Source organism: Mycobacterium sp. NGS68 (assembly GCF_059812195.1).
In genome coordinates, this window is the sequence record NZ_JCALCE010000003.1 from 23,516 (window position 1) to 42,467 (window position 18,952).

Here is an 18,952-nt window from a genome sequence, read left to right on the forward strand (position 1 = left end):
AAGATGTCGCGGTGCGTGACCGCGTCGTTACACGCGGGGAATCAGGATCGGTGGGGGCGCAGAATCTGCAGCGCCGCCGGGACCGCGGAGATCTCCGCGGGCAGCGGGCACGCGAAGTCGCCGTCGGCGTAGACGTTGATGCCCGGGCACTCCACTTCGATGGTCCGCGCCCGCGCGGTCCGCACCTCGTCCAGCTCGACGTGTGTCCCCTTGATCGCGGTGGGGAAGAAGCGGATCAGCTTGGTGCGCGACTCCGACTTGACCATGGTGAGGTCGAGCAGGCCGTCGGTGCGATCGGCGTTGGGGCAGATCAGCATCCCGCCGCCGTAGCTGCGGGTGTTGCCGAACGCCGTCATCGTCAGATCGGTCTCGATCTCTTCTCGTCCGTCGGGACCGTCCAGCACCAGGCGGAACGGCAGCATCCGCAACTGGGAAAGCTCGGCGAACATCGCGATGTAATACCGCAACCGGCCATGCGGCCAACTCATCCGGTTGGCGCGGTCGGTCACCAGGGAATCGAATCCCGTTGCCGCGACGGTGCCGAACCATTTGTTGACGCCCTCGCGGTCGCGGATCAGGCCCAGGTCGATGGTTTCCGTCCAGCCGTCGATGATGACGTCCGCGGCGGCATCGGGATCCTTGGTGGGGATGCCGAATTCGCGGGCGTGGTCGTTGCCGGTGCCCGCCGGGACGATGCCCAGCGGAACATCGGTGCCGGCCAACACCTGCAGCGCATTGGAGATCACGCCGTCGCCGCCGGTGACGACCACCGCGTCGGTGCCCTTCTCCACCGCGGCGGCAAGAAGGTAACGCGCATCCTCGGCGTCCTCGCCGACTATCTCGACGACCTCCACACCGCGATGCTTCAGGCGGGCGATGGCGTGATGCGACGCGCTCACCGCGGCGCCGTGGCCCGAGAGCGGGTTGGTAAGCGCGGTGACCTTGGCGATCTCCCGCCGGTTCAGCGGGCCGGCCGTGGATTTCTCCGTTGTCACGGAATCAGCTTGCCGGGATTGAGAATTCCGGCCGGATCCAACGTCGCCTTGACCGCACGCAGCACCTGCACGCCCATCGCCCCCACCTCGTCGGTCATCCAGGCCCGGTGGTCGGCGCCGACGGCGTGATGGTGGGTGATGGTCCCGTCGGTCGCCATGATCGCGTCGGAGGCGGCCCGCTTGGCCGCCCACCACTGCTCGATCGGATTGCCGCGCTGCCCGGCGACGACGGTGAAGTACAGCGACGCGCCCGTCGGGTAGACGTGCGAGACGTGGCACATCACCAGCGCCGGCGTGCCCGACTCGGCCAGCGAGGAGGTGAGGGCCTCGGTCACCGCGGCCTTCAGCGCGGGAATGTTGGACCAGTCGGTGGCCGTCTCGAGCGTCTCGCAGAGCGCGCCGGCGGCCAGCATGGCGTCGCGCAGGTAGGGCGCGCCGAACCTGCCTTGCTCCCAGGCCTGGGCCGGGCCTTCGCCCAGCGACTTGCCGCCGTGCGCTTCCAGCAGCGCGCGGGTCTCGGCGTGCCTGCTCTCGGCGTGTTCCTTCGTGCCCTCGAACAGCGTCAGGCCCAGGCAGCCACCGGTGACCTGGTCCTCGCCGATGGCCTGGTGAGTGGCCAGGTTGACGCCGGTCTCGACCTCGTCGGACAGGCGCACGACGGTGGGTCCGGTGCCGGTCTGGGTGATGGCCCGCAGGGCCGCGGCCCCGGTCGCGAAGTCCGGGAAGGACCACGCCTCGTAGCGGGTGGTCTCCGGCACCGGGTGCACCCGCAACCGCACCTTGGTGATGACGCCCAAGGTGCCTTCGGAGCCGATCGCCACCTGCCGCAGGTCCGGGCCAGCCGCCGAGGCCGCCACCCGGCCCAGGTCCCACACGCCGACGGGGGTGACCATGCGCAGGCCGATGATCATGTCGTTGAAGCGGCCGTAGCCGGCCGAGTCCTGGCCCGACGACCGCGTCGCCGCGAAACCGCCGATGGTGGCGTACTCGAAGCTCTGCGGGAAGTGCCCGAGCGAGAAGCCGTGTTCGCCCAGGAGGCGTTCGGCGGCCGGGCCGGTGACGCCGCCGCCCAGCTCCGCGATGCCTGACTCTGTGTCCAGTGAATGCAGCTCGTCGAAGCGGCGCAGATCCAGCGAGATCACCGCGGCGAACTGGCCGCGGGTGGGGTCGAGCCCGCCGGTGACGTTGGTGCCGCCACCGAATGGGACGACGGCGATGCCGTGGTCGGAGCAGTAGCGCAGGATCTCGAGCACGGTCTCGTCCTCGCCGGGCAGCAGCACCGCGTCGGGCGCATCCTGCTCGCCGGTGTCATTGCGGCGCAGCATGTCGGGGGTGGACTTGCCGCCGGCCCGCAGCAGCCGGTCGCGGTCCGCGGTGCGGAAGAACTCGGCGCCGACGATCTTGGCGAGCGCGTCCTGATCCGCCTGCGACAACGCCGACGGGCGCAGCTTCACCTGGTCCGGCTGCAGCTCGGTGTCGCTCGAATCCGTAAGGCCCACAACCTGCTTCAGCAACGACTTGACGCCGTCGGACAGCGGCTTGGCGGCGGCGGGATCTCCCCACGCGTTCCATTTCATCGGCGGCAGGAGTTCCTCGAGGTGCGTCATGCGTTACAGTATTACACATGCTGTCAATGAGTAATGCACCCGAAGATATCGGGGATCGCATACTTGCGGCGGCGGCGAGTTGTGTCCTCGATTTCGGTGTCGACCGGGTGACGCTCGCCGAGATCGCCCGGCGTGCGGGGGTGAGTCGGCCGACGGTGTACCGCCGGTGGCCGGACACGCAGTCGATCATGTCGGCGCTGCTGACCGGCCACCTCCTCGAGGTGATGCGGGACGTGCCGCTGGACGGCAACGACCGCGAGGCACTGGTCAAACAGACCGTCGCGGTGGCCGATCGGCTGCGGGGCGACGAGCTGATCATGAAGGTGATGCACTCGCAGCTGGCCAGGGTGTACATCACCGAGCGACTCGGAACCAGTCAGCTGTTCCTGATCGACGGGCTGGCGGCGCGGTTGGAGGTCGCGCAGCGCACCGGCACCGTCCGCGCCGGCGACCCCCGGCAACTGGCGACGATGGTGTTGCTGATCGCCCAGTCCACCATTCAATCCGCGGACATCGTCAGGCCGATGCTTGACGCCGAAGCGTTGGCCACCGAACTCACCCACTCACTGAACGGATACCTGTCCTGATGACCGACTCGACCGCCCTGAATGCCGCGCGCCGCACCGCCGACCTCACCGCGCTCGCCGACGGCGCGCAACTTGACGTCGTCGTGATCGGCGGCGGAATCACCGGCGCCGGAATCGCTTTGGACGCCGCCTCACGTGGCCTACGAGTGGCGCTGGTGGAGAAGCAGGACCTGGCGTTCGGCACCAGCCGCTGGAGTTCCAAGCTGGTCCATGGCGGCCTGCGCTACCTGGCCAGCGGCAACATCGGCATCGCCCGCCGCAGTGCGATCGAACGCGGAATCCTGATGACGCGCAACGCCCCTCACCTCGTGCAGCCCATGGCGCAGCTGGTTCCGCTGCTGCCGTCGATGAACCACGCCAAGCGGGCGTTGGTGCGGGTGGGATTCCTGGCGGGCGACGCGCTGCGGGTGCTGGCGGGCACGCCGTCGTCGACGCTGCCGCGGTCGCGCTGGATTTCGGCACGCCGGGTGGCGGAGTTGGCGCCCACCGTCAAGCGTGACGGGCTGGCCGGCGGATTGCTGAACTACGACGGCCAATTGATCGACGACGCACGGTTGGTCACCGCCGTTGCGCGCACCGCGGCGCAGCACGGCGCGCGGATCCTCACCTACGTGGCGGCCTCGGAGGCGACCGGCACGTCGGTGCGGCTGACCGACCGACGCACGGGGGAGTCGTTCGACGTGTCGGCAGGTGCCGTCATCAACGCTGCGGGGGTATGGGCCGGCGACATCGACTCCACGCTGAAGTTAAGACCAAGCCGCGGAACCCATCTGGTGTTCGACGCTGACGCCTTCGGCAATCCGACTGCGGCGCTGACGGTTCCGATTCCCGGTGAGCTGAACAGGTTCGTGTTCGCCATGCCCGAGCAACTCGGCCGGGTCTATCTCGGGTTGACCGACGAAGACGCCCCCGGGCCCATTCCCGATGTGCCGGAACCATCTTCGGAAGAGATCAGCTTTCTGCTGGACACGGTCAACACGGCCCTGGGTACCGCGGTCGCGCCTTCGGATGTGATCGGCTCCTACGCGGGTCTGCGGCCGCTGATCGACACCGGCGAGGGCCGCACCGCCGATGTCTCGCGTGACCACGCCATCTTTGAGTCGCCGTCGGGCGTGATCAGCGTCGTGGGCGGCAAGCTGACCGAATACCGTTACATGGCAGAGGATGTGCTCGATCGTGCGATTGTCCTGCGGCACCTGCACGCCGCGGATTGCCGGACCCGCGACCTGCCGCTGATCGGCGCGCCGGCGAACCCCGGGCCCGCCGCCGGCCCCGGGGCCGGGTTGCCCGCGTCGCTGGTCGCCCGCTACGGGGCGGAGGCGGCCAACGTCGTCGCTACGGCGAGTTGCGAGCGGCCGCTGGACCCGGTCGCCGACGGCATCGACGTCACCCGGGCCGAGTTCGAATACGCCGTAACCCATGAGGGCGCGCTGGATGTCGGCGACATACTCGACCGTCGGACCCGCATCGGGCTGGTGCCGCGCGACCGCGAGCGGGCTGTCGCCCCGGCCGAGGAGTTCCTGAAGTAGCGGCCCGGCCCTCGTGGCGAGCAGACGCAGAATCGCACGATTTCCGTTGGAATTGTGCGATTCTGCGTCTGCTCGGCGGGGGCGCGGGGGCGCGGGCGCGGGGGCGCGGGGGCGCGGGGGCGTCAGCCGGCAAGCTGAGCGCGGTTGAGGTGATTGAAGATCCGCTGCGCGAGTCGAGCGGGATGCAGCCTGACGTCACTAACCACGATCGGAATACTCGTCCACCCGAGCTCCTGGATCATGCCCGATCGTGTCTTATCCTGCAGCATCGCGGCGGGTCCCGAATGGTGTTCGATGCTGTCGTATTCGGCCGCAAGACGAAATTCCGGCCAGGCAAAATCCACCCGATACAGCCGGCCGTCGGGGCAACGGATCTCGTATTGGAGCTCGGGGAGCGGGACCCCGTAGTCGATCATGACCAGCCTGGCTTCGCTTTCCATGGGTGATTCGGCACGGGCATCGGCGAAGGGAAACAAGCCGCGAACTGCCACAATGCCCCGACGCCCGCGCTGCTCGGCGATGGCATTCTCGATATCGTCGCGGGTGCACCGCTGCGAACGCAACGCGGCGTCGAGTGTCGCCAGCGCTCGCGGACGGTTTAGTTGTCGCGCGACCTCCACGGCGGTCCATGCCGGTGAGGTCGCGAGGCGGCCTGCTACCCGCTGCAGTCGGGCGCCGGCGCGTTGGTGAACCATCAGCCGGGTTGTCGGCCGCATCCGTACACCAGGATCCAGGATGTGCACAGCGGTGGTGTCTTCGGTGTCAAACCCATAAAGCACGGCGGCCGTTCCCATGCATGCGACGGCAGGGCACCCCATGAAGACGTCGAGTGCGGCCAAGCGGCCCAATAGGTTTGGTTCCTTTGCTGCGTACACTCCGTACCACACGCGGATCAGCTTGCCGTGTTTGATCTGGACGTCCAGCTGTTGGCGGGTCATTACCGTGAGTAGCTGCGCGGTTGTCGCGAACCCGCCTGCTTGCTCGAGGAGCGCTCTCGCGTTGGCGTGCACGGCGGGAGCATGTGACACGTGCGCCGGATCGACTAGTCACCCTGGGGATAACCCGGCCGAGCAGACGCAGAATCGCACGTTTCTGGACCGAAACGTGCGATTCTGCGTCTGCTCGCGAGGGAGAGGTGCTCTACAGCGGGATGTTCTTGTGGCGGCCGCGGCGATGCGGCGCCTGGGCCAGCGCTTCGGTCAGCTTGCTGCGGGTGTGCGCCGGGTCGATCTTCTCGTCGACCACGCCGATGTCGATGGCGCTGTCCACGCCGCCGGCAATCCGCTCGTGCTCGGCGGCCAGCTCGTCATGCAGCGCTTCGCGCTCGTCGTCGGCCGCGGCGGCCAGCTTGCGCTTGTGCAGGATGCCGACGGCCGCCTTGGCGCCCATCACGGCGACCTCGGCGTCCGGCCATGCGAACACCTTGGTCGCGTTGAGCGATCGGGAGTTCATCGCAATGTAGGCGCCGCCGTAGGTCTTTCGGGTGACCAGCGTGACGCGCGGCACGGTGCACTCGCCGAACGCGTGCAGCAGCTTGGCGCCGCGGCGGACCACGCCGCCCCACTCCTGGTCGACACCCGGCAGATAACCGGGGACGTCGACGACGACCACCAGCGGAATGCCGAACGCGTCGCACAGCCGCACGAAACGCGCCGCCTTCTCCGCACTTTCGGAGTTCAGGCAGCCACCCAGGCGCAGCGGGTTGTTCGCCAGCACGCCGACCGTGCGGCCGGCCAGCCGGCCCAGCCCGACCACCATCGACGGCGCCCAGTTGGCCTGGAACTCGTCGAAAGGCGTGTCCGAGTCCAGGATCGCGGTCACGATCGGGTGCACGTCGTAAGCCCGGCGAGCGGACTCCGGCAGCAGGGCGTGGATGTCGGTGTCGCCGGCCTCGGCCTTGGTGCGGTCGAAATGGCCCTGCTGGCAGAACAATCCGACCAACCGGCGGCCCCGCTCATAGGCGTCGAGCTCGTCGTCGGCGACGATGTGGCACACACCGGACTTCTTGTGGTGCGTCTCGGGACCGCCGAGCGACGCCATGTCGACGTCCTCGCCGGTGACGCTGCGCACCACGTCGGGCCCGGTGACGAAGACCCGGCTCTCCGGCGCCATCACGACGACGTCGGTCAGCGCCGGCCCGTACGCGGCGCCGCCGGCGGCGAAGCCGACGACCACCGAGACCTGCGGGATGTAACCCGACGCACGGATCATGGCCTCGAAAACCAGCCCGACGGCGTGCAGCGCGCGCACACCTTCGGCCAGCCGGGCGCCACCGGAGTGCCAGATGCCGACGATCGGGCTCTGCTCCTCGATGGCCGTGTCGTAGGCGTTGACGATGTGCGTGCAGCCCTCGATGCCCATCGCGCCGCCCATCACGGTTCCGTCCGTGCAGAAGGCGATGGTGCGGACACCGTTCACGGTGCCCGACGCGGCCAGCACGCCGGAGCGGTCACGCTCGTGCAGCAGCTCCACGCTGTCGTCGTCGAAGAAGTTGCACAGCCGTAGCAGCGGGTCGCGGGGGTCGAGCGACTCGCCAACCGACGCGGGGGCCATGATTGTCATCGCTTGTCTCCTGTTCCGGGTAATGGCCTAAGCGCTCAGGCGGGGGGTCAGTCCGGGGGTGTTAGTACCGTCCGAAGGCGATCGCTACGTTGTGCCCGCCGAATCCGAACGAGTTGTTGATCGCGTACTGGTAGTTGCCAGGCCGCGGCTTACCCGCCACCACGTCCAAATCGATTTCTGGATCGAGGTTTACAAGATTCAGTGTCGGGGGGACCACCTGATCCCGCAATGCGAGCACCGTCAAGATCGATTCCACTGCGCCGACCGCACCCACCGAGTGGCCGAGGGCAGACTTAGGCGCGTACACCGCCGGCCTGTTGCTGCCGAGGGCGTTGTTGATGGCGCGGCCTTCGGCGACGTCGCCGACCTGGGTACCGGTGGCGTGGGCGTTGACGTGGTCGATGTCGTTCGGGCTGAGCCCGGCGAGCTCGATCGCGCGCGCGATGGCGTGTCCCGCGCGTTCGCCGTTGGGATCCGGCGCGACCATGTGGAAGCCGTCCGACGTGATGCTCGCCCCCATGATTCGGGCCAGAATGTTGGCGCCGCGGGCCTTGGCATGCTCCTCGGTCTCGATGACCAGAAGCGCCGCGGCCTCGCCGAAGACGAAGCCGTCCCGGTCCTTGTCGAACGGGCGACACGCCCCTTCGGGGTCGTCGTTGTTCGTCGACATCACGATGCGCATGTTGGCGAACCCGGCGATCGGTACTGCCTCGATCTTTGTTTCCACCCCGCCGCAGATCGCGATGTCGGCCTCGCCGAGTGCGATCTGCTGCCACGCGTGCGCGACCCCCTCGGCGCCGGAGGCACACGCCGATATCGGCGTGATGACTCCAGCCTTGGCGTGCCGCTCCAGGCCGACGGCCGCAGCCGCACCGTTGGGCATGTACTTCTGCACGGTCAGCGGGGAGATCGCCCGGAAGCCGCGCTGACGCATTTCGTCGTACCCGAAGACAAGCTCTTCGGCGGAGCCCAGGCCGGTGCCGATGGACACCATCAACCGGTTGGTGTCGACCTCCGGCGAGCCCGCGTTCTCCCATACCCGCCTGCCCATGATGGTGGACATCCGCTGCAGGTAACCGGTGCGGCGAAGCTCGATCCGCGTCAACTGGCTGTCGAAGTCCTCCAGCAAGTGCCCACCGATCTTGACCGGCAGGTCGAATTCCTCGACGAACGAGTCTTCGAGGACGCGGATCCCACTTTGACCGTCAAGCAACGACTTCCAGGTGTTTTCGGCGTCCGTTGCAACCGCGGTCGTCATAGCGATGCCAGTGACGACCACATCGGGGAAGCCGTTCCCCGTACTCAACTGTGGCTTTCTGGTCATGAATCTTGCGACCGTTTCCTTTCCTCTAACCGCTTAGTAGCGCCCAAACGCGAGCGCGACATTGTGGCCGCCGAATCCGAACGAGTTGTTGATCGCATACCGGTATTCGCCGTAACGGGGTTCGCCCGCAACGACATCCAGGTCGATCTCGGGATCCGGCGTCTCGTAGTTCAGTGTGGGCGGAATGACGCCGTCACGCAGCGCCAGCACCGTCAGCAGCGACTCGAGTGCGCCCACCGCGCCAATGGAGTGGCCCAGCGCCGACTTTGGCGCATAGACCGCGGCGTGCTCGCAACCGGCGACCCGGATGGCGTTGGCCTCCGCGGCATCTCCGATCGGCGTGGCCGTTCCATGGGCGTTGACGTGGTCGATGTCCTTGGGGTCCAGGCCCGCCAGTTCCATCGACCGCTGCATTGCTTTGCCGGCACGCACACCGTCCGCCGCCGGCGCCACCATGTGGAAGGCGTCCGACGTGATGCCCGCGCCCATCAGCCGGGCCAGCGGCGTGGCGCCGCGGGCCTTCGCGTGCTCCTCGGTCTCGATGAGCATGAGCGCACCGGCCTCGCCGAACACGAAGCCGTCGCGGTCCTTATCGAACGGCCGCGAGGCACGCTCGGGCTCGTCGTTGCGGGTCGACATGGCCCGCATCATCGAGAACGCCGCGATCGGCAGCGCCTCGATGGGGCCTTCGACGCCACCGCAGACGGCGACGTCGGCGTCACCCATCACGATCTGACGCCACGCGTGCGCGATCGCCTCCGAGCCCGACGAACAGGCCGACACCGGGGTGATGACCCCGGCCCGTGCCCCCAGCTGCAGCCCGACGGTCGCCGCGGCGCCGTTGGGCATGATCATCTGAACGGCGAGCGGGGACACCTTGCGGGGCCCGCCCTCGTTCATCAGGTCGTAGCTCTCCACGATCCGTTCGGCGCCACCCAGACCGGTGCCCACCACGACGGTGAACCGGTCCGGGTCGACCTCAGGGGTGCCCGCGGACTCCCACAACTGGCCGCTGAGCAGCTTGCTCAGCCGCTGGACGTACGACATGCGTCGCAGGTCCAGCCGGCCCATGTGGTTGTCGACCGGTTCCTTGAGGTGGCCTCCGATTTTGACGGGTAGGTCCCATTTGGTGACGAACTCGTCTTCGAGTACGTGGATGCCGCTCTCGCCGGCCAACAGACCCTTCCACGTGCTCTCGATGTCCGGCGAGATTGACGTCGTCGCTGTGACGGCGGTCACCACAACGCTGGGGAAACCGCCATTAGCAGTGGAAGGCTTGGTCACTTGCTCTCTTCCAACCTTGATTGGACGTTCGCGACCGTGTCGGGGTGCTCGGTGGACATCTTGGCCCGCAGCGCCTCGGCAGCCTCGGGGTTCTCTTCCTCGAGCTTCTGGATGTAGGCGACGACGTCACCGACGGTGCGCAGGCCGGCGAGGTCCTCGTCGGGGATCTTCACGCCGTACTTGTCCTCGGTCTGCACCGCGATCTCCACCATCGACAGCGAGTCGATGTCCAGGTCGTCGACGAAAGACTTCTCCGGGGTGATCTCGGACGGCTCGATACCGGTGACCTCTTCGATGATCTCCGCGATACCGGCGATGATTTCTTCCTGAGTTACGGCCACAGCTTTGCTTCCCTTCGTAATATGTTGTGTTGCAGTCAAACTGACGTGCGTTTACTGGACGGCGCCGGCGCTAGAGGTTGGCCAGCTCGTCCAGCTCTGCGGGTGACTTGACGGCACGTGCCGGCACTCCCCGAAGTTCTCGTTTGGCGATTCCGGTCAGGGTCCCCGCGGGCGGGAACTCGACGATCGCGGTGACTCGGTAGTCGGGGTGCTCACGCAGCGTGGCGGTGCACAGGTCCCAGCGCACCGGCCTGGTCAGCTGGGCGACCAGCGTGTCCATCGCGGCGGATGCGTTGGCCACCGGCTGCCCGTCGTGGTTGGACAGCAGCGTGGCGGTGGGCTCGGCGGTCGTGATGCGAGCCGCCGCTGCGGCGAAGCCCTCCAGGGCGGGGGCCATGAACTGCGTGTGGAACGCGCCGGCGACGCCCAATGCGCGCACCCGGGCCTTGGCCGGCGGGTCTTCGGCGAGCTTTTCCAGCGCGGTCAGCCGACCGGCCGCGACGATCTGGCCGGCGGCGTTGCGGTTCGCGGGAATCAGGTCGAGGTAGTCCAGGCGGCTCAGCACGTCGGCCTCGTCGCCGCCGAGCACGGCGGACATGCCGGTCGGCTCGAGCGCGCAGGCCTTGGCCATCTCGGCGCCGCGGGTGGCGGCCAGCGCGACGGCGTCATCGGCGGCCAGGACGCCGGCTATCGCGTAGGCCGCGATCTCGCCGACGGAGTGGCCCGCCACGACGAATTCCTTGTCGCTGAGCAGGCCGCGCCGCGTCAGCTCCTGGTGGGCCAGCAGGGTGGCCGCAACAATCAAGGGCTGGGCGACCGCGGTGTCGGTGATCTCTTCGGTCGACGCGGTGGTGCCTAGGCGTGCGAGGTCCAGGCCACTGGCCTTCGACCATAAGGCGATCTGGTCTGCTGCGCCGGGCAGTTCCAGCCACGGCGACAGCATCCCCTCGGTCTGGGAACCCTGTCCGGGCGCAAGAAATCCAATCACGTGTCTAAGAGAACACTGTGGAAACGGTTTTGGCGGGTGTAACAGATTATGAACCTCGTCTTAGGTTTTTGTATACACCCAACAAAATAGCTCCGTAAGCTACATGTTTGATATCGAGCCGCGATCTGTCATCTGGATCACTATCGGCCCGACACGCCGATCACACCGCCTCTGACCGGCACCGGAAGCTGCGTTACTGCGTTGTTCCCGACGCTGGACTGATGCGTTGGATAGTTGAGTTGGCCGACCGTCGCCGCCACCCGCAGCACATACGCGTCGCGCGGTTGGGTGGGATCGCGGCCGGTGAAGTCGGTGATCCGCTTCAATCGGTAGCGCACGGTGTTTGGATGAACGAACAACTTGCGCGCGCAGGCCTCAATCGCGCCGCCACAATCTAAATAAGCGTTAAGGGTCTCGGTCAGCGTCGGACCGGCGTCCGCGAGGGGTCGCATCACGTCGGTGTGCAACGCGACGATCGCCGATGCGTCGCCCATCAGGGCCCGTTCGGGGAGCAGCTCCCGGGCCAGCACGGGCCGCGGCGCCCCGCTCCAGCCGGCGACGGCGTTCATGCCGGAGATCGCCTCGCTGGCGCTGTGGTAGGCCGCCGTCAGCATCGGCGCCGTGGGCCCGATGACTACCGGACCGTCCGCGAAGGCATCCAGCAGGTCGCCCAGGAACTTCTCGGTGGGCGACAGCTGGCCGGACACGATGGCCACCAGCCAGGTGCCGTGGACGTCGGTGAGCGCCGCGCGGCCGTGGCGGGCGGCGATGTCGCGGACGCCCTGGCTGGCCCGGTCGCTGTCGAGTTCGCCGTTGGAGCCGTTGCGGCCCGGGGCGGGCGTTCCCACCACTACCGTCGCGGGTGAGGTGGTGTCCCAGTTCAACGCGGCCGCACGGGAGAGCAACTCGGGGCCGGTGTCGCCGCGCACCACCGCGTCGACGACGCTGGCCTCCATCCGGCTGTCCCACGTGCCGCGCGCCTCGGCCGCGTCGGCGTAGCCCGTGGCGGCGGTGAACGCCAGATCGCGGCTGTACTTCAGGATGCCCACCGTCAGCGCCGTCAGCTGCTCCTCGGAGCGGGCCAGCAGCGGCACCACCTCCTCGAAGAACTCCATCGTGACGCGCACCATCTCCACGCTGTGGCGCAGCGGGATCCGTCGGGTCAGGTCCTGGGGGACCAGCTCGAAAGCCTGCGCGGTGTAGCTGACGTTGCTGTGCGGGTCCTGCATCCACTCGACGAAGTTGACGACGGCCGTCTGCACCACCAGCGCCACGCTGGCGCGCTGCGAGGCCTCCAGGTCGGCGAAGAACGGCAACCGCTCCTGCATCGCCGAGACGGCCTCGGTCGCCAGCCGGCCGGAGTACTGCTTGAGGCGCCGCAGGAGGGAGTCGGGCACGGTGTCCAGGAGCTCCAGCGGTGATCGCGGCCGCGACGCGCTAGAGAGGCTGACGAGGTTGGCTAGGGGCGAACCCGACTGGTTGTCGCTCACCCCTAAAACCTACGCCTCTTTTCTGGAAGTATCCGCCAAGGCGTGCCGGGCGCGGCCTGCGGGCCAGGGTGTCGAGCCTGCGGCCAGGCGTCGTTTCGGCGCGCTCACGCGCCGTGTGCGCAGTTTCGGTGGCTCACCGGCGGATCTACCGCCGCGCCGGCGCCGGGGGCCCTACGCGCCGGGGCCGGGGTCGGACGTCTGCTCAGGCGCGGCCAGCACGTCGTCGATCTGGTACTGGCCCGCGGCCGCGATCGGCACCGACGGGTCGATGTCCCCGTCGCGTGCCAGCGCCTCCAGCACCGCGACGACCTGGGATTCGGCGTCGGTGTTGAAGTAGCGGCGGGCGGCGGGCCGGGTGTCGGAGAACCCGAACCCGTCGGTGCCCAGCGTGACGTAGGTGCCGGGCACCCACGGCCGGATCTGCTCGGGAACGGCACGCATCCAATCGGACACGGCGACCACCGGGCCGGAGACCCCGGCCAGCGCCTTCGCGACATACGGCACACCGGGCGGCTGGTCGGGGTGTCGCAGCTTCTCGCGCTCGACGGCGACGCCATCGCGATTCAGTTCGCCCCAACTGGTCACCGACCACACGTCGGCGGCCACGTCCCAGTCGGCGGCCAGCATCTCGGCCGCCTTGAGCGCCGCGGGCATGGACACCCCCGATGCCAGGATCTGCGCGGTGCTGGCGCGCCGCTCGGTGGCCGCCTGATAGCGGTAGATGCCCCGCAGCACGCCCTCGGGCTCGAAGTTGTCCGGCTCCGGCGGCTGCCGGTACGGCTCGTTGTACAGGGTGATGTAGAAGTAGACGTTCTCCGGGTTCTTGCCGAACATCCGCGCCAGGCCGCTCTCGACGATGTAGGCGATCTCGAAGGCGAACGCGGGGTCATAGGACACGACGGCCGGGTTGGTGGCGGCCAGCAGCAGCGAATGACCGTCGGCGTGCTGCAAGCCCTCGCCGGTCAGCGTGGTGCGCCCGGCGGTGGCCCCGAGCACGAACCCGCGGGCCATCTGGTCGGCGGCGGCCCAGAAGCCGTCACCGGTGCGCTGGAACCCGAACATCGAATAGAAGATGTAGAGCGGGATCATCGGCTCGTTATGCGTCGCGTAGGACGTACCGGCCGCGATGAAGGAGCCCACCGAACCGGCCTCGTTGATGCCCTCGTGCAGGATCTGACCGACTTCGCTTTCCTTGTAGGCCAGCATCAGCTCGGCGTCGACGGCCGTGTACAGCTGACCCAGCCGGTTGTAGATCTTGAGCGACGGGAACCACGAGTCCATGCCGAAGGTGCGCGCCTCGTCGGGGATGATCGGGACGATCCGCGGGCCTACTTCCTTGTCCCGCAACAGTTCTTTGAAGGTCCGCACCATCGCCATGGTGGTGGCCACCTCCTGCTGGCCGGAGCCCTTCTTCAGCGGCTTGTACGCGTCGCGCCCGGGCAGCGTCAGCGCCTTGGCCTTGGTCCGCCGTTCGGGCACGAAGCCGCCCAGGGTGCGGCGCCGGTCGAGCATGTAGCGGATCTCGGGGGCGTCGGGGCCGGGGTGGTAGTAGGGCGGCAGGTAGGGGTCCTTTTCCAGCTCGGCGTCGCTGATCGGAATCCGCATCGAGTCGCGGAACCGCTTGAGGTCTTCCAGCGCAAGCTTTTTCATCTGATGGGTGGCGTTGCGGCCCTGGAAGTGTGCGCCCAGCGAGTAACCCTTGATGGTTTTGGCCAGGATCACCGTCGGCTGGCCCTTGTGCGCGGTCGCGTCGCGGTAGGCCGCGTAGACCTTGCGGTAGTCGTGGCCGCCGCGCTTGAGGTTCCAGATCTCGGAGTCGGTCATGTTTTCCACCAGCGCCTTGGTGCGCGGGTCGCGCCCGAAGAAGTGGTCGCGCACGTAGGCCCCGTCGTTGGCCTTGTAGGTCTGGTAATCACCATCGGGCGTCGTGTTCATCAAATTCACGAGCGCGCCGTCGCGGTCGGCGTGCAGCAGCGCGTCCCATTCGCGGCCCCAGACGACCTTGATGACGTTCCAGCCCGCCCCGCGGAAGAACGACTCCAGCTCCTGGATGATCTTGCCGTTGCCGCGCACCGGGCCGTCGAGGCGCTGCAGGTTGCAGTTGATGACGAAGGTCAGGTTGTCCAGGCCCTCCAGCGCGCCGATGTGGGCGAGACCGCGGCTCTCCGGCTCGTCCATCTCGCCGTCGCCGAGGAAGCACCACACGTGCTGGTCGGAGGTGTCCTTGATGCCCCGGTCGTGCAGGTAGTGGTTGAACCGGGCCTGGTAGATGGCGTTCAGCGGGCCCAAGCCCATCGACACCGTCGGGAACTCCCAGAAGTCGGGCATGAGCCGCGGATGCGGGTAGGACGGCAACCCGCCGCCGGCGTGGCTGTGTTCCTGACGGAAGCCGTCGAGGCGGTCGCTGCTCAGCCGGCCCTCCAGGAAGGCGCGGGCATAGATGCCGGGGGAGGCGTGGCCCTGGATGAAGATCTGATCCCCGCCGCCGGGATGCGACTTTCCGCGGAAGAAGTGGTTGAAGCCCACCTCGTAGAGCGCGGCGGACGAGGCATAGGTGGAGATGTGGCCGCCGACGCCCACACCGGGCCGTTGCGCGCGGTGCACCATGATGGCGGCGTTCCACCTGATCCAGGTCCGATAGCGGCGCTCGACGTCCTCGTCGCCGGGGAACCACGGCTCGAGTTCGGTCGGAATGGTGTTGACGTAGTCGGTCGACGTCAGCGACGGGATGGCCACCCGCTGCTCGCCGGCGCGCTCCAGCAGCCGCAACATCAAATACCGCGCCCGCGCGGGGCCCTGGCGCTCCAACAGCTCGTCGAAGGACTCCAGCCACTCCGAGGTTTCTTCGGGGTCGATGTCGGGCAAATAGGACGCCACGCCTTCGCGGATCACCCGAACACGGTCGGGTTCGCTTGCGCTGCTTGGGGATTTGGCCAGATCGGTGCGCGCGAACTCGGTGGTCAACTTCCACTCCTGTAGTTGGCGGGTTATCGGCTTGATCGAACCTCCCCCTATCGTGCCGCACCGATGTGCCGGGCGGGTAGCTGCCGTCCGATCGCCGCCGCGAGCGGACATACCGGCGCGAACTCGGTGCGTGCGCGACGGTTGGGGCCCGAACCGGTAACGTCTGATCCCGTGCTCATCGGAAGGCGTGCGGTGCCTCGCAGGCACGTGGGGGAATTCCCCCGGCGAGGTGCGTTGGCGTTCGGCTGTGTCGCGCTGGTGCTGATCGGGATCGTCGGCTGTACCAAGGTCACCAACGGCAGCGTCAAGGCGAACCAGAGTCTGGCCCCGGCCTACCGCTCGTCGGTCTCGATGTCGGTGTCGGCATCCATCGCGACCTCGAGCGTTCGGGAGTCCCAGCGGCAGCAGTCGCTGACGACCAAGGCCGTGCGCAGCGCGTGCGACGGCCTGGCCACCACCAGCAAGGACGCCATCGACAAGGTGAACGCCTTCGTCGCCGCGTTCAACGCGGGACGCAACACCGGACCGACCGAGGGCCCGGCCATCGACGCGAGCAACAACAGCGGCAATACCGTCGAGGGCAGCATCGGCCCCCCGTTGTCGCAGGAGCTGCAGGATGCATTCCGCAACTACGTCGACGCCGTTCGGGCGGTGGCCAACGCCATCGCGACGCACGTGGGAACGGGCGAGTTCAACCGGCGCGTCGACCGGCTCAACGACGTCAAGTCCAAGGCGCTGAAACTGTGTGTGGCGGCCGGTTGAGGCGGGCATTTTCGACGTGCTTGGCTTGTGCGACGATTAAGCCCATTGCACGGCGTGCGCATGGTTAAGGGAGGTCCCACGGTGGTCGCGGCGGATGACGCCCCGAGCTTCGCTCGCAAATTGGGCATCCAACGGGACCAAGTCGTCCAGGAGTGGGGCTGGGACGAAGACACCGACGACGAGATACGCGCGGCGGTCGAGGAAGCGTGCGGTGCCGATCTGCTCGACGAGGACACCGACGAGGTCGTCGACGTCGTGCTGCTGTGGTGGCGCGACGGCGACGGCGACCTGGTGGACACCCTGATGGACGCGATCACCGCGCTGGCCGAGGATGGCGTGATCTGGGTGTTGACGCCCAAGACCGGCCGGCCCGGGCACGTGCAGCCCGCCGAGATCGCCGAGTCCGCCCCCACCGCCGGGCTGATGCCAACCTCGTCGGTCAACCTGGGCAACTGGAGCGCCAGCCGACTGGTGCAGCCGAAATCGCGGGCCGGTAAGCGCTGATGCTGGCTGTCGGGACCTCGGCCCCTGACTTCACCCTGCGAGACCAGAACAACCAGCCCGTCAGCCTCGGCGACTATCGCGGCGCCAAGAACGTGCTGCTGGTGTTCTTCCCGCTGGCCTTCACCGGCATCTGCCAGGGCGAACTCGACCTGCTGCGCGATCACCTGCCCGATTTCGAGAACGACGAGAGCGCCGCGGTGGCGATCTCGGTCGGCCCGCCGCCGACGCACAAGATCTGGGCGACTCAGAGCGGCTTCACGTTCCCGGTGCTGTCGGACTTCTGGCCGCACGGCGAAGTCAGCCAGGCCTATGGCGTGTTCAACGAGGCGGCCGGAATCTCCAACCGCGGCACCTTCGTGGTCGACCGCTCGGGGGTCATCCGGTTCGCGGAGATGAAGCAGCCCGGGGAAGCCCGCGACCAGCGCCTGTGGACCGAAGCCTTGGCGGCGCTGAGGGCCTGAGCGTTTTGGGTGGGCGGCAGGTGAGCGTGTAGCCTGCTCCGGGTTGTCAGGGCGCGTAGCTCAGTGGTAGAGCTCTGGTTTTACACACCAGCGGTCGGCGGTTCGATACCGTCCGCGCCCACCAGCGGTCATGCAGTGGGCCCGCCGTCGGCGCCGGGTGCGACCTCGCGTCATCGGGGTTCTGAGTATCGCGGATCCGTCGCAACGCCCGGCTCATAAAATCTATGCGTGAAGACATACATTTCTTAGCACCTATGCCCAGTCGGCCGATGTTGTCGTGACGTCCGTCGTCAAGGCCGAGCGGTTTGGCGTTATTCGACCGCATCCGCGACAGGAACCTCATCGGCCCAGTGGCGTGGACTCGGTCGAGTGGTCACCGGCTTCCGGCGATCGCGCTCTCGGACCGCAGTCTGGCGTTCTCCGACTCAAGTTCGGTATTGCGACTCTCCAGGGCCAGGATTCGAAGGATGCCTGCGATATTGACGCCCAAGGCGACCAGCGTACCGATGTGGGCCACGCGAGCCAGATCGTCGTCGCTGTAGCGGCGGGTGCCACCATCCGTGCGGGCCGGGGTGAGCAGTCCGCGCCGCTCGTAGAGTCGCAGGGTCTGCGGATCGACGCCGCTCAACTCCGAGGCCACCGAGATGCCGTACACACCTCGCGCAGACCGCGACATTCCACTCTCAGGCACAGGCACACTCCGCATCGCCGCAAATCGTTCTTGCACGAATCTAGCACCGGTGCTATAAAAATCTATAACAGCCGACACAGATCATCTGTAGGGATATTTGCGTTGGAGGTGGACATGATGTTGGTGACGCCGGGCCCACGGCCATGGAGTGCTGCGACTGACCATCCCAGTCGCCGGAAAAGCCACGCCCCGCCGCATCCAAATTGCCGGCGACGCGAGAAAAGAGGTATCAGCGCGTAAGTACCGGCCCGCCAGGGCCAGCACGGCCCGGGCCGCAGCATCCGGGTAAGGGGGTAGGTGAGATGGCTATCGACACCCAGACGGCAACCGCTGCACTCGACGAGGCGTCGGCGATTCTGGAGGCCGAATGGATACGCCTGCAACAAGAAGCGGACCTCTGGGATGCGCTCGCCGACCTGTTCGCCGAGATGCCCGCGGCCCGGCCGTGTGCACCCCGCGCTGGAACCACCAGCCAAACCCGGTGGTCGAGACCGCATGCGGTCTGTAATCGGCGATGTTGGTCCTCGCGGGGCCGGCCACCACAAGAGATCTGGGCTACCGAGCGATCGCCTCCGGGTCTCTGCGTGAAAAGCCCTGCATGAAAGGCACTGGGACAAAGGAGGTGATGCGCCTGAACGATGATCATCAACGGACAGCGACTCGCGTGCGCCCACGGTGATCACATATGTCGCATGACCGCGCCGACGCAGCATCCCAGCCTTGGCTGCGCGCGCACCGCCACTAGTGGTGGCACTTCGCACGTGGGTAACGAGCGATGTCGTTGCAGCGCCCGGGTGATTCGCCGATTGGTCCCCCTCATCTTTCGGTGGTCACCCGGGCGTTCCGCGCTGCTGCACTGTTTA

Annotated in this window: 16 protein-coding genes and 1 tRNA gene; 6 read left to right on the top strand and 11 right to left on the bottom strand. The window is 67.6% G+C overall.

The features are described 5' to 3' along the window. Positions 1-41 precede the first annotated feature (41 nt). Both AC5Y5V_RS04910 and AC5Y5V_RS04915 read right to left on the bottom strand, forming a co-directional pair. On the bottom strand, positions 42-995 hold the full coding sequence (locus AC5Y5V_RS04910; protein ID WP_499931600.1) for a diacylglycerol kinase: 954 nt from the start codon (positions 993-995) through the stop codon (positions 42-44). Further along, positions 992-2,572, bottom strand: a complete 1,581-nt coding sequence (locus AC5Y5V_RS04915; RefSeq protein WP_499931938.1) for an FAD-binding oxidoreductase — start codon at positions 2,570-2,572, stop codon at positions 992-994. The genes AC5Y5V_RS04910 and AC5Y5V_RS04915 overlap by 4 nt, the downstream gene beginning before the upstream one ends. 47 nt (positions 2,573-2,619) lie before the next feature. Here AC5Y5V_RS04915 and AC5Y5V_RS04920 point away from each other — a divergent pair, with 47 nt between their 5' ends. Continuing rightward, positions 2,620-3,189 (top strand): TetR/AcrR family transcriptional regulator, encoded by a 570-nt coding sequence (locus tag AC5Y5V_RS04920; protein ID WP_499931601.1) that lies wholly within the window; start codon positions 2,620-2,622, stop codon positions 3,187-3,189. Beyond that, positions 3,189-4,718, top strand: a complete 1,530-nt coding sequence (locus tag AC5Y5V_RS04925) for a glycerol-3-phosphate dehydrogenase/oxidase (RefSeq protein ID WP_499931602.1) — start codon at positions 3,189-3,191, stop codon at positions 4,716-4,718. Before AC5Y5V_RS04920 ends, AC5Y5V_RS04925 begins: the two co-directional genes overlap by 1 nt. 122 nt (positions 4,719-4,840) lie before the next feature. Here AC5Y5V_RS04925 and AC5Y5V_RS04930 read toward each other — a convergent pair whose 3' ends face one another. The 8 genes from AC5Y5V_RS04930 to aceE form a co-directional block, all read right to left on the bottom strand. Beyond that, entirely contained in the window at positions 4,841-5,728 is an 888-nt protein-coding gene (locus AC5Y5V_RS04930; RefSeq protein WP_499931603.1) for a type IV toxin-antitoxin system AbiEi family antitoxin, read from the bottom strand. 130 nt (positions 5,729-5,858) lie between these two features. After that, the gene (locus AC5Y5V_RS04935) at positions 5,859-7,280 is read right to left on the bottom strand and encodes an acyl-CoA carboxylase subunit beta (RefSeq protein ID WP_499931604.1); all 1,422 of its coding nucleotides are present in this window, start codon (positions 7,278-7,280) and stop codon (positions 5,859-5,861) included. 61 nt (positions 7,281-7,341) lie between these two features. Beyond that, positions 7,342-8,604, bottom strand: coding sequence for a 3-oxoacyl-ACP synthase KasB (gene kasB, locus AC5Y5V_RS04940; protein WP_499931605.1), 1,263 nt, complete (start codon positions 8,602-8,604; stop codon positions 7,342-7,344). A gap of 33 nt (positions 8,605-8,637) precedes the next feature. Then, positions 8,638-9,888, bottom strand: a complete 1,251-nt coding sequence (gene kasA / locus AC5Y5V_RS04945; protein ID WP_499931606.1) for a 3-oxoacyl-ACP synthase KasA — start codon at positions 9,886-9,888, stop codon at positions 8,638-8,640. After that, positions 9,885-10,229: a meromycolate extension acyl carrier protein AcpM gene (acpM, locus tag AC5Y5V_RS04950; protein WP_499931607.1), complete on the bottom strand. Its 345-nt coding sequence runs from the start codon at positions 10,227-10,229 to the stop codon at positions 9,885-9,887. Before acpM ends, kasA begins: the two co-directional genes overlap by 4 nt. Positions 10,230-10,299: 70 nt before the next feature. Beyond that, positions 10,300-11,217, bottom strand: a complete 918-nt coding sequence (locus AC5Y5V_RS04955; RefSeq protein WP_499931608.1) for an ACP S-malonyltransferase — start codon at positions 11,215-11,217, stop codon at positions 10,300-10,302. 140 nt (positions 11,218-11,357) lie between these two features. After that, positions 11,358-12,707 carry a PucR family transcriptional regulator gene (locus AC5Y5V_RS04960; protein ID WP_499931609.1) on the bottom strand — a complete coding sequence of 450 codons (1,350 nt, stop codon included), beginning with the start codon at positions 12,705-12,707 and terminating at the stop codon, positions 11,358-11,360. Between the two features lie 171 nt (positions 12,708-12,878). After that, the gene (gene aceE / locus AC5Y5V_RS04965) at positions 12,879-15,671 is read right to left on the bottom strand and encodes a pyruvate dehydrogenase (acetyl-transferring), homodimeric type (RefSeq protein WP_499931610.1); all 2,793 of its coding nucleotides are present in this window, start codon (positions 15,669-15,671) and stop codon (positions 12,879-12,881) included. 171 nt (positions 15,672-15,842) lie between these two features. Between aceE and AC5Y5V_RS04970 the strand changes: the two genes are divergently transcribed. The 4 genes from AC5Y5V_RS04970 (at position 15,843) to AC5Y5V_RS04985 (ending at position 17,522) form a co-directional block, all read left to right on the top strand. Further along, complete coding sequence (locus AC5Y5V_RS04970) at positions 15,843-16,433, top strand: Rv2240c family protein (protein ID WP_499931611.1); 591 nt, start codon at positions 15,843-15,845, stop codon at positions 16,431-16,433. Positions 16,434-16,514: 81 nt separating this feature from the next. After that, complete coding sequence (locus AC5Y5V_RS04975) at positions 16,515-16,937, top strand: DUF3052 domain-containing protein (protein WP_499931939.1); 423 nt, start codon at positions 16,515-16,517, stop codon at positions 16,935-16,937. Beyond that, positions 16,937-17,398 (top strand): peroxiredoxin, encoded by a 462-nt coding sequence (locus AC5Y5V_RS04980; protein ID WP_499931612.1) that lies wholly within the window; start codon positions 16,937-16,939, stop codon positions 17,396-17,398. The genes AC5Y5V_RS04975 and AC5Y5V_RS04980 overlap by 1 nt, the downstream gene beginning before the upstream one ends. A gap of 49 nt (positions 17,399-17,447) precedes the next feature. Then, a tRNA-Val gene (locus AC5Y5V_RS04985) sits at positions 17,448-17,522 on the top strand. A 249-nt stretch (positions 17,523-17,771) separates the two neighbouring features. Here the strand turns inward: AC5Y5V_RS04985 and AC5Y5V_RS04990 are convergent. After that, on the bottom strand, positions 17,772-18,104 hold the full coding sequence (locus AC5Y5V_RS04990; RefSeq protein WP_499931613.1) for a MerR family transcriptional regulator: 333 nt from the start codon (positions 18,102-18,104) through the stop codon (positions 17,772-17,774). Between the last annotated feature and the right edge of the window lie 848 nt (positions 18,105-18,952).

Bases quoted from the DNA above. Each gene is read 5' to 3' on its own strand.
- AC5Y5V_RS04915 (WP_499931938.1), bottom strand. From the start codon at position 2,572: ATGAAATGGAACGCGTGGGGAGATCCCGCCGCCGCCAAGCCGCTGTCC.
- AC5Y5V_RS04920 (WP_499931601.1), top strand. From the start codon at position 2,620: ATGCTGTCAATGAGTAATGCACCCGAAGATATCGGGGATCGCATACTT.
- AC5Y5V_RS04925 (WP_499931602.1), top strand. From the start codon at position 3,189: ATGACCGACTCGACCGCCCTGAATGCCGCGCGCCGCACCGCCGACCTC.
- AC5Y5V_RS04935 (WP_499931604.1), bottom strand. From the start codon at position 7,280: ATGACAATCATGGCCCCCGCGTCGGTTGGCGAGTCGCTCGACCCCCGC.
- kasB (WP_499931605.1), bottom strand. From the start codon at position 8,604: ATGACCAGAAAGCCACAGTTGAGTACGGGGAACGGCTTCCCCGATGTG.
- AC5Y5V_RS04980 (WP_499931612.1), top strand. From the start codon at position 16,937: ATGCTGGCTGTCGGGACCTCGGCCCCTGACTTCACCCTGCGAGACCAG.
- AC5Y5V_RS04990 (WP_499931613.1), bottom strand. From the start codon at position 18,104: ATGCGGAGTGTGCCTGTGCCTGAGAGTGGAATGTCGCGGTCTGCGCGA.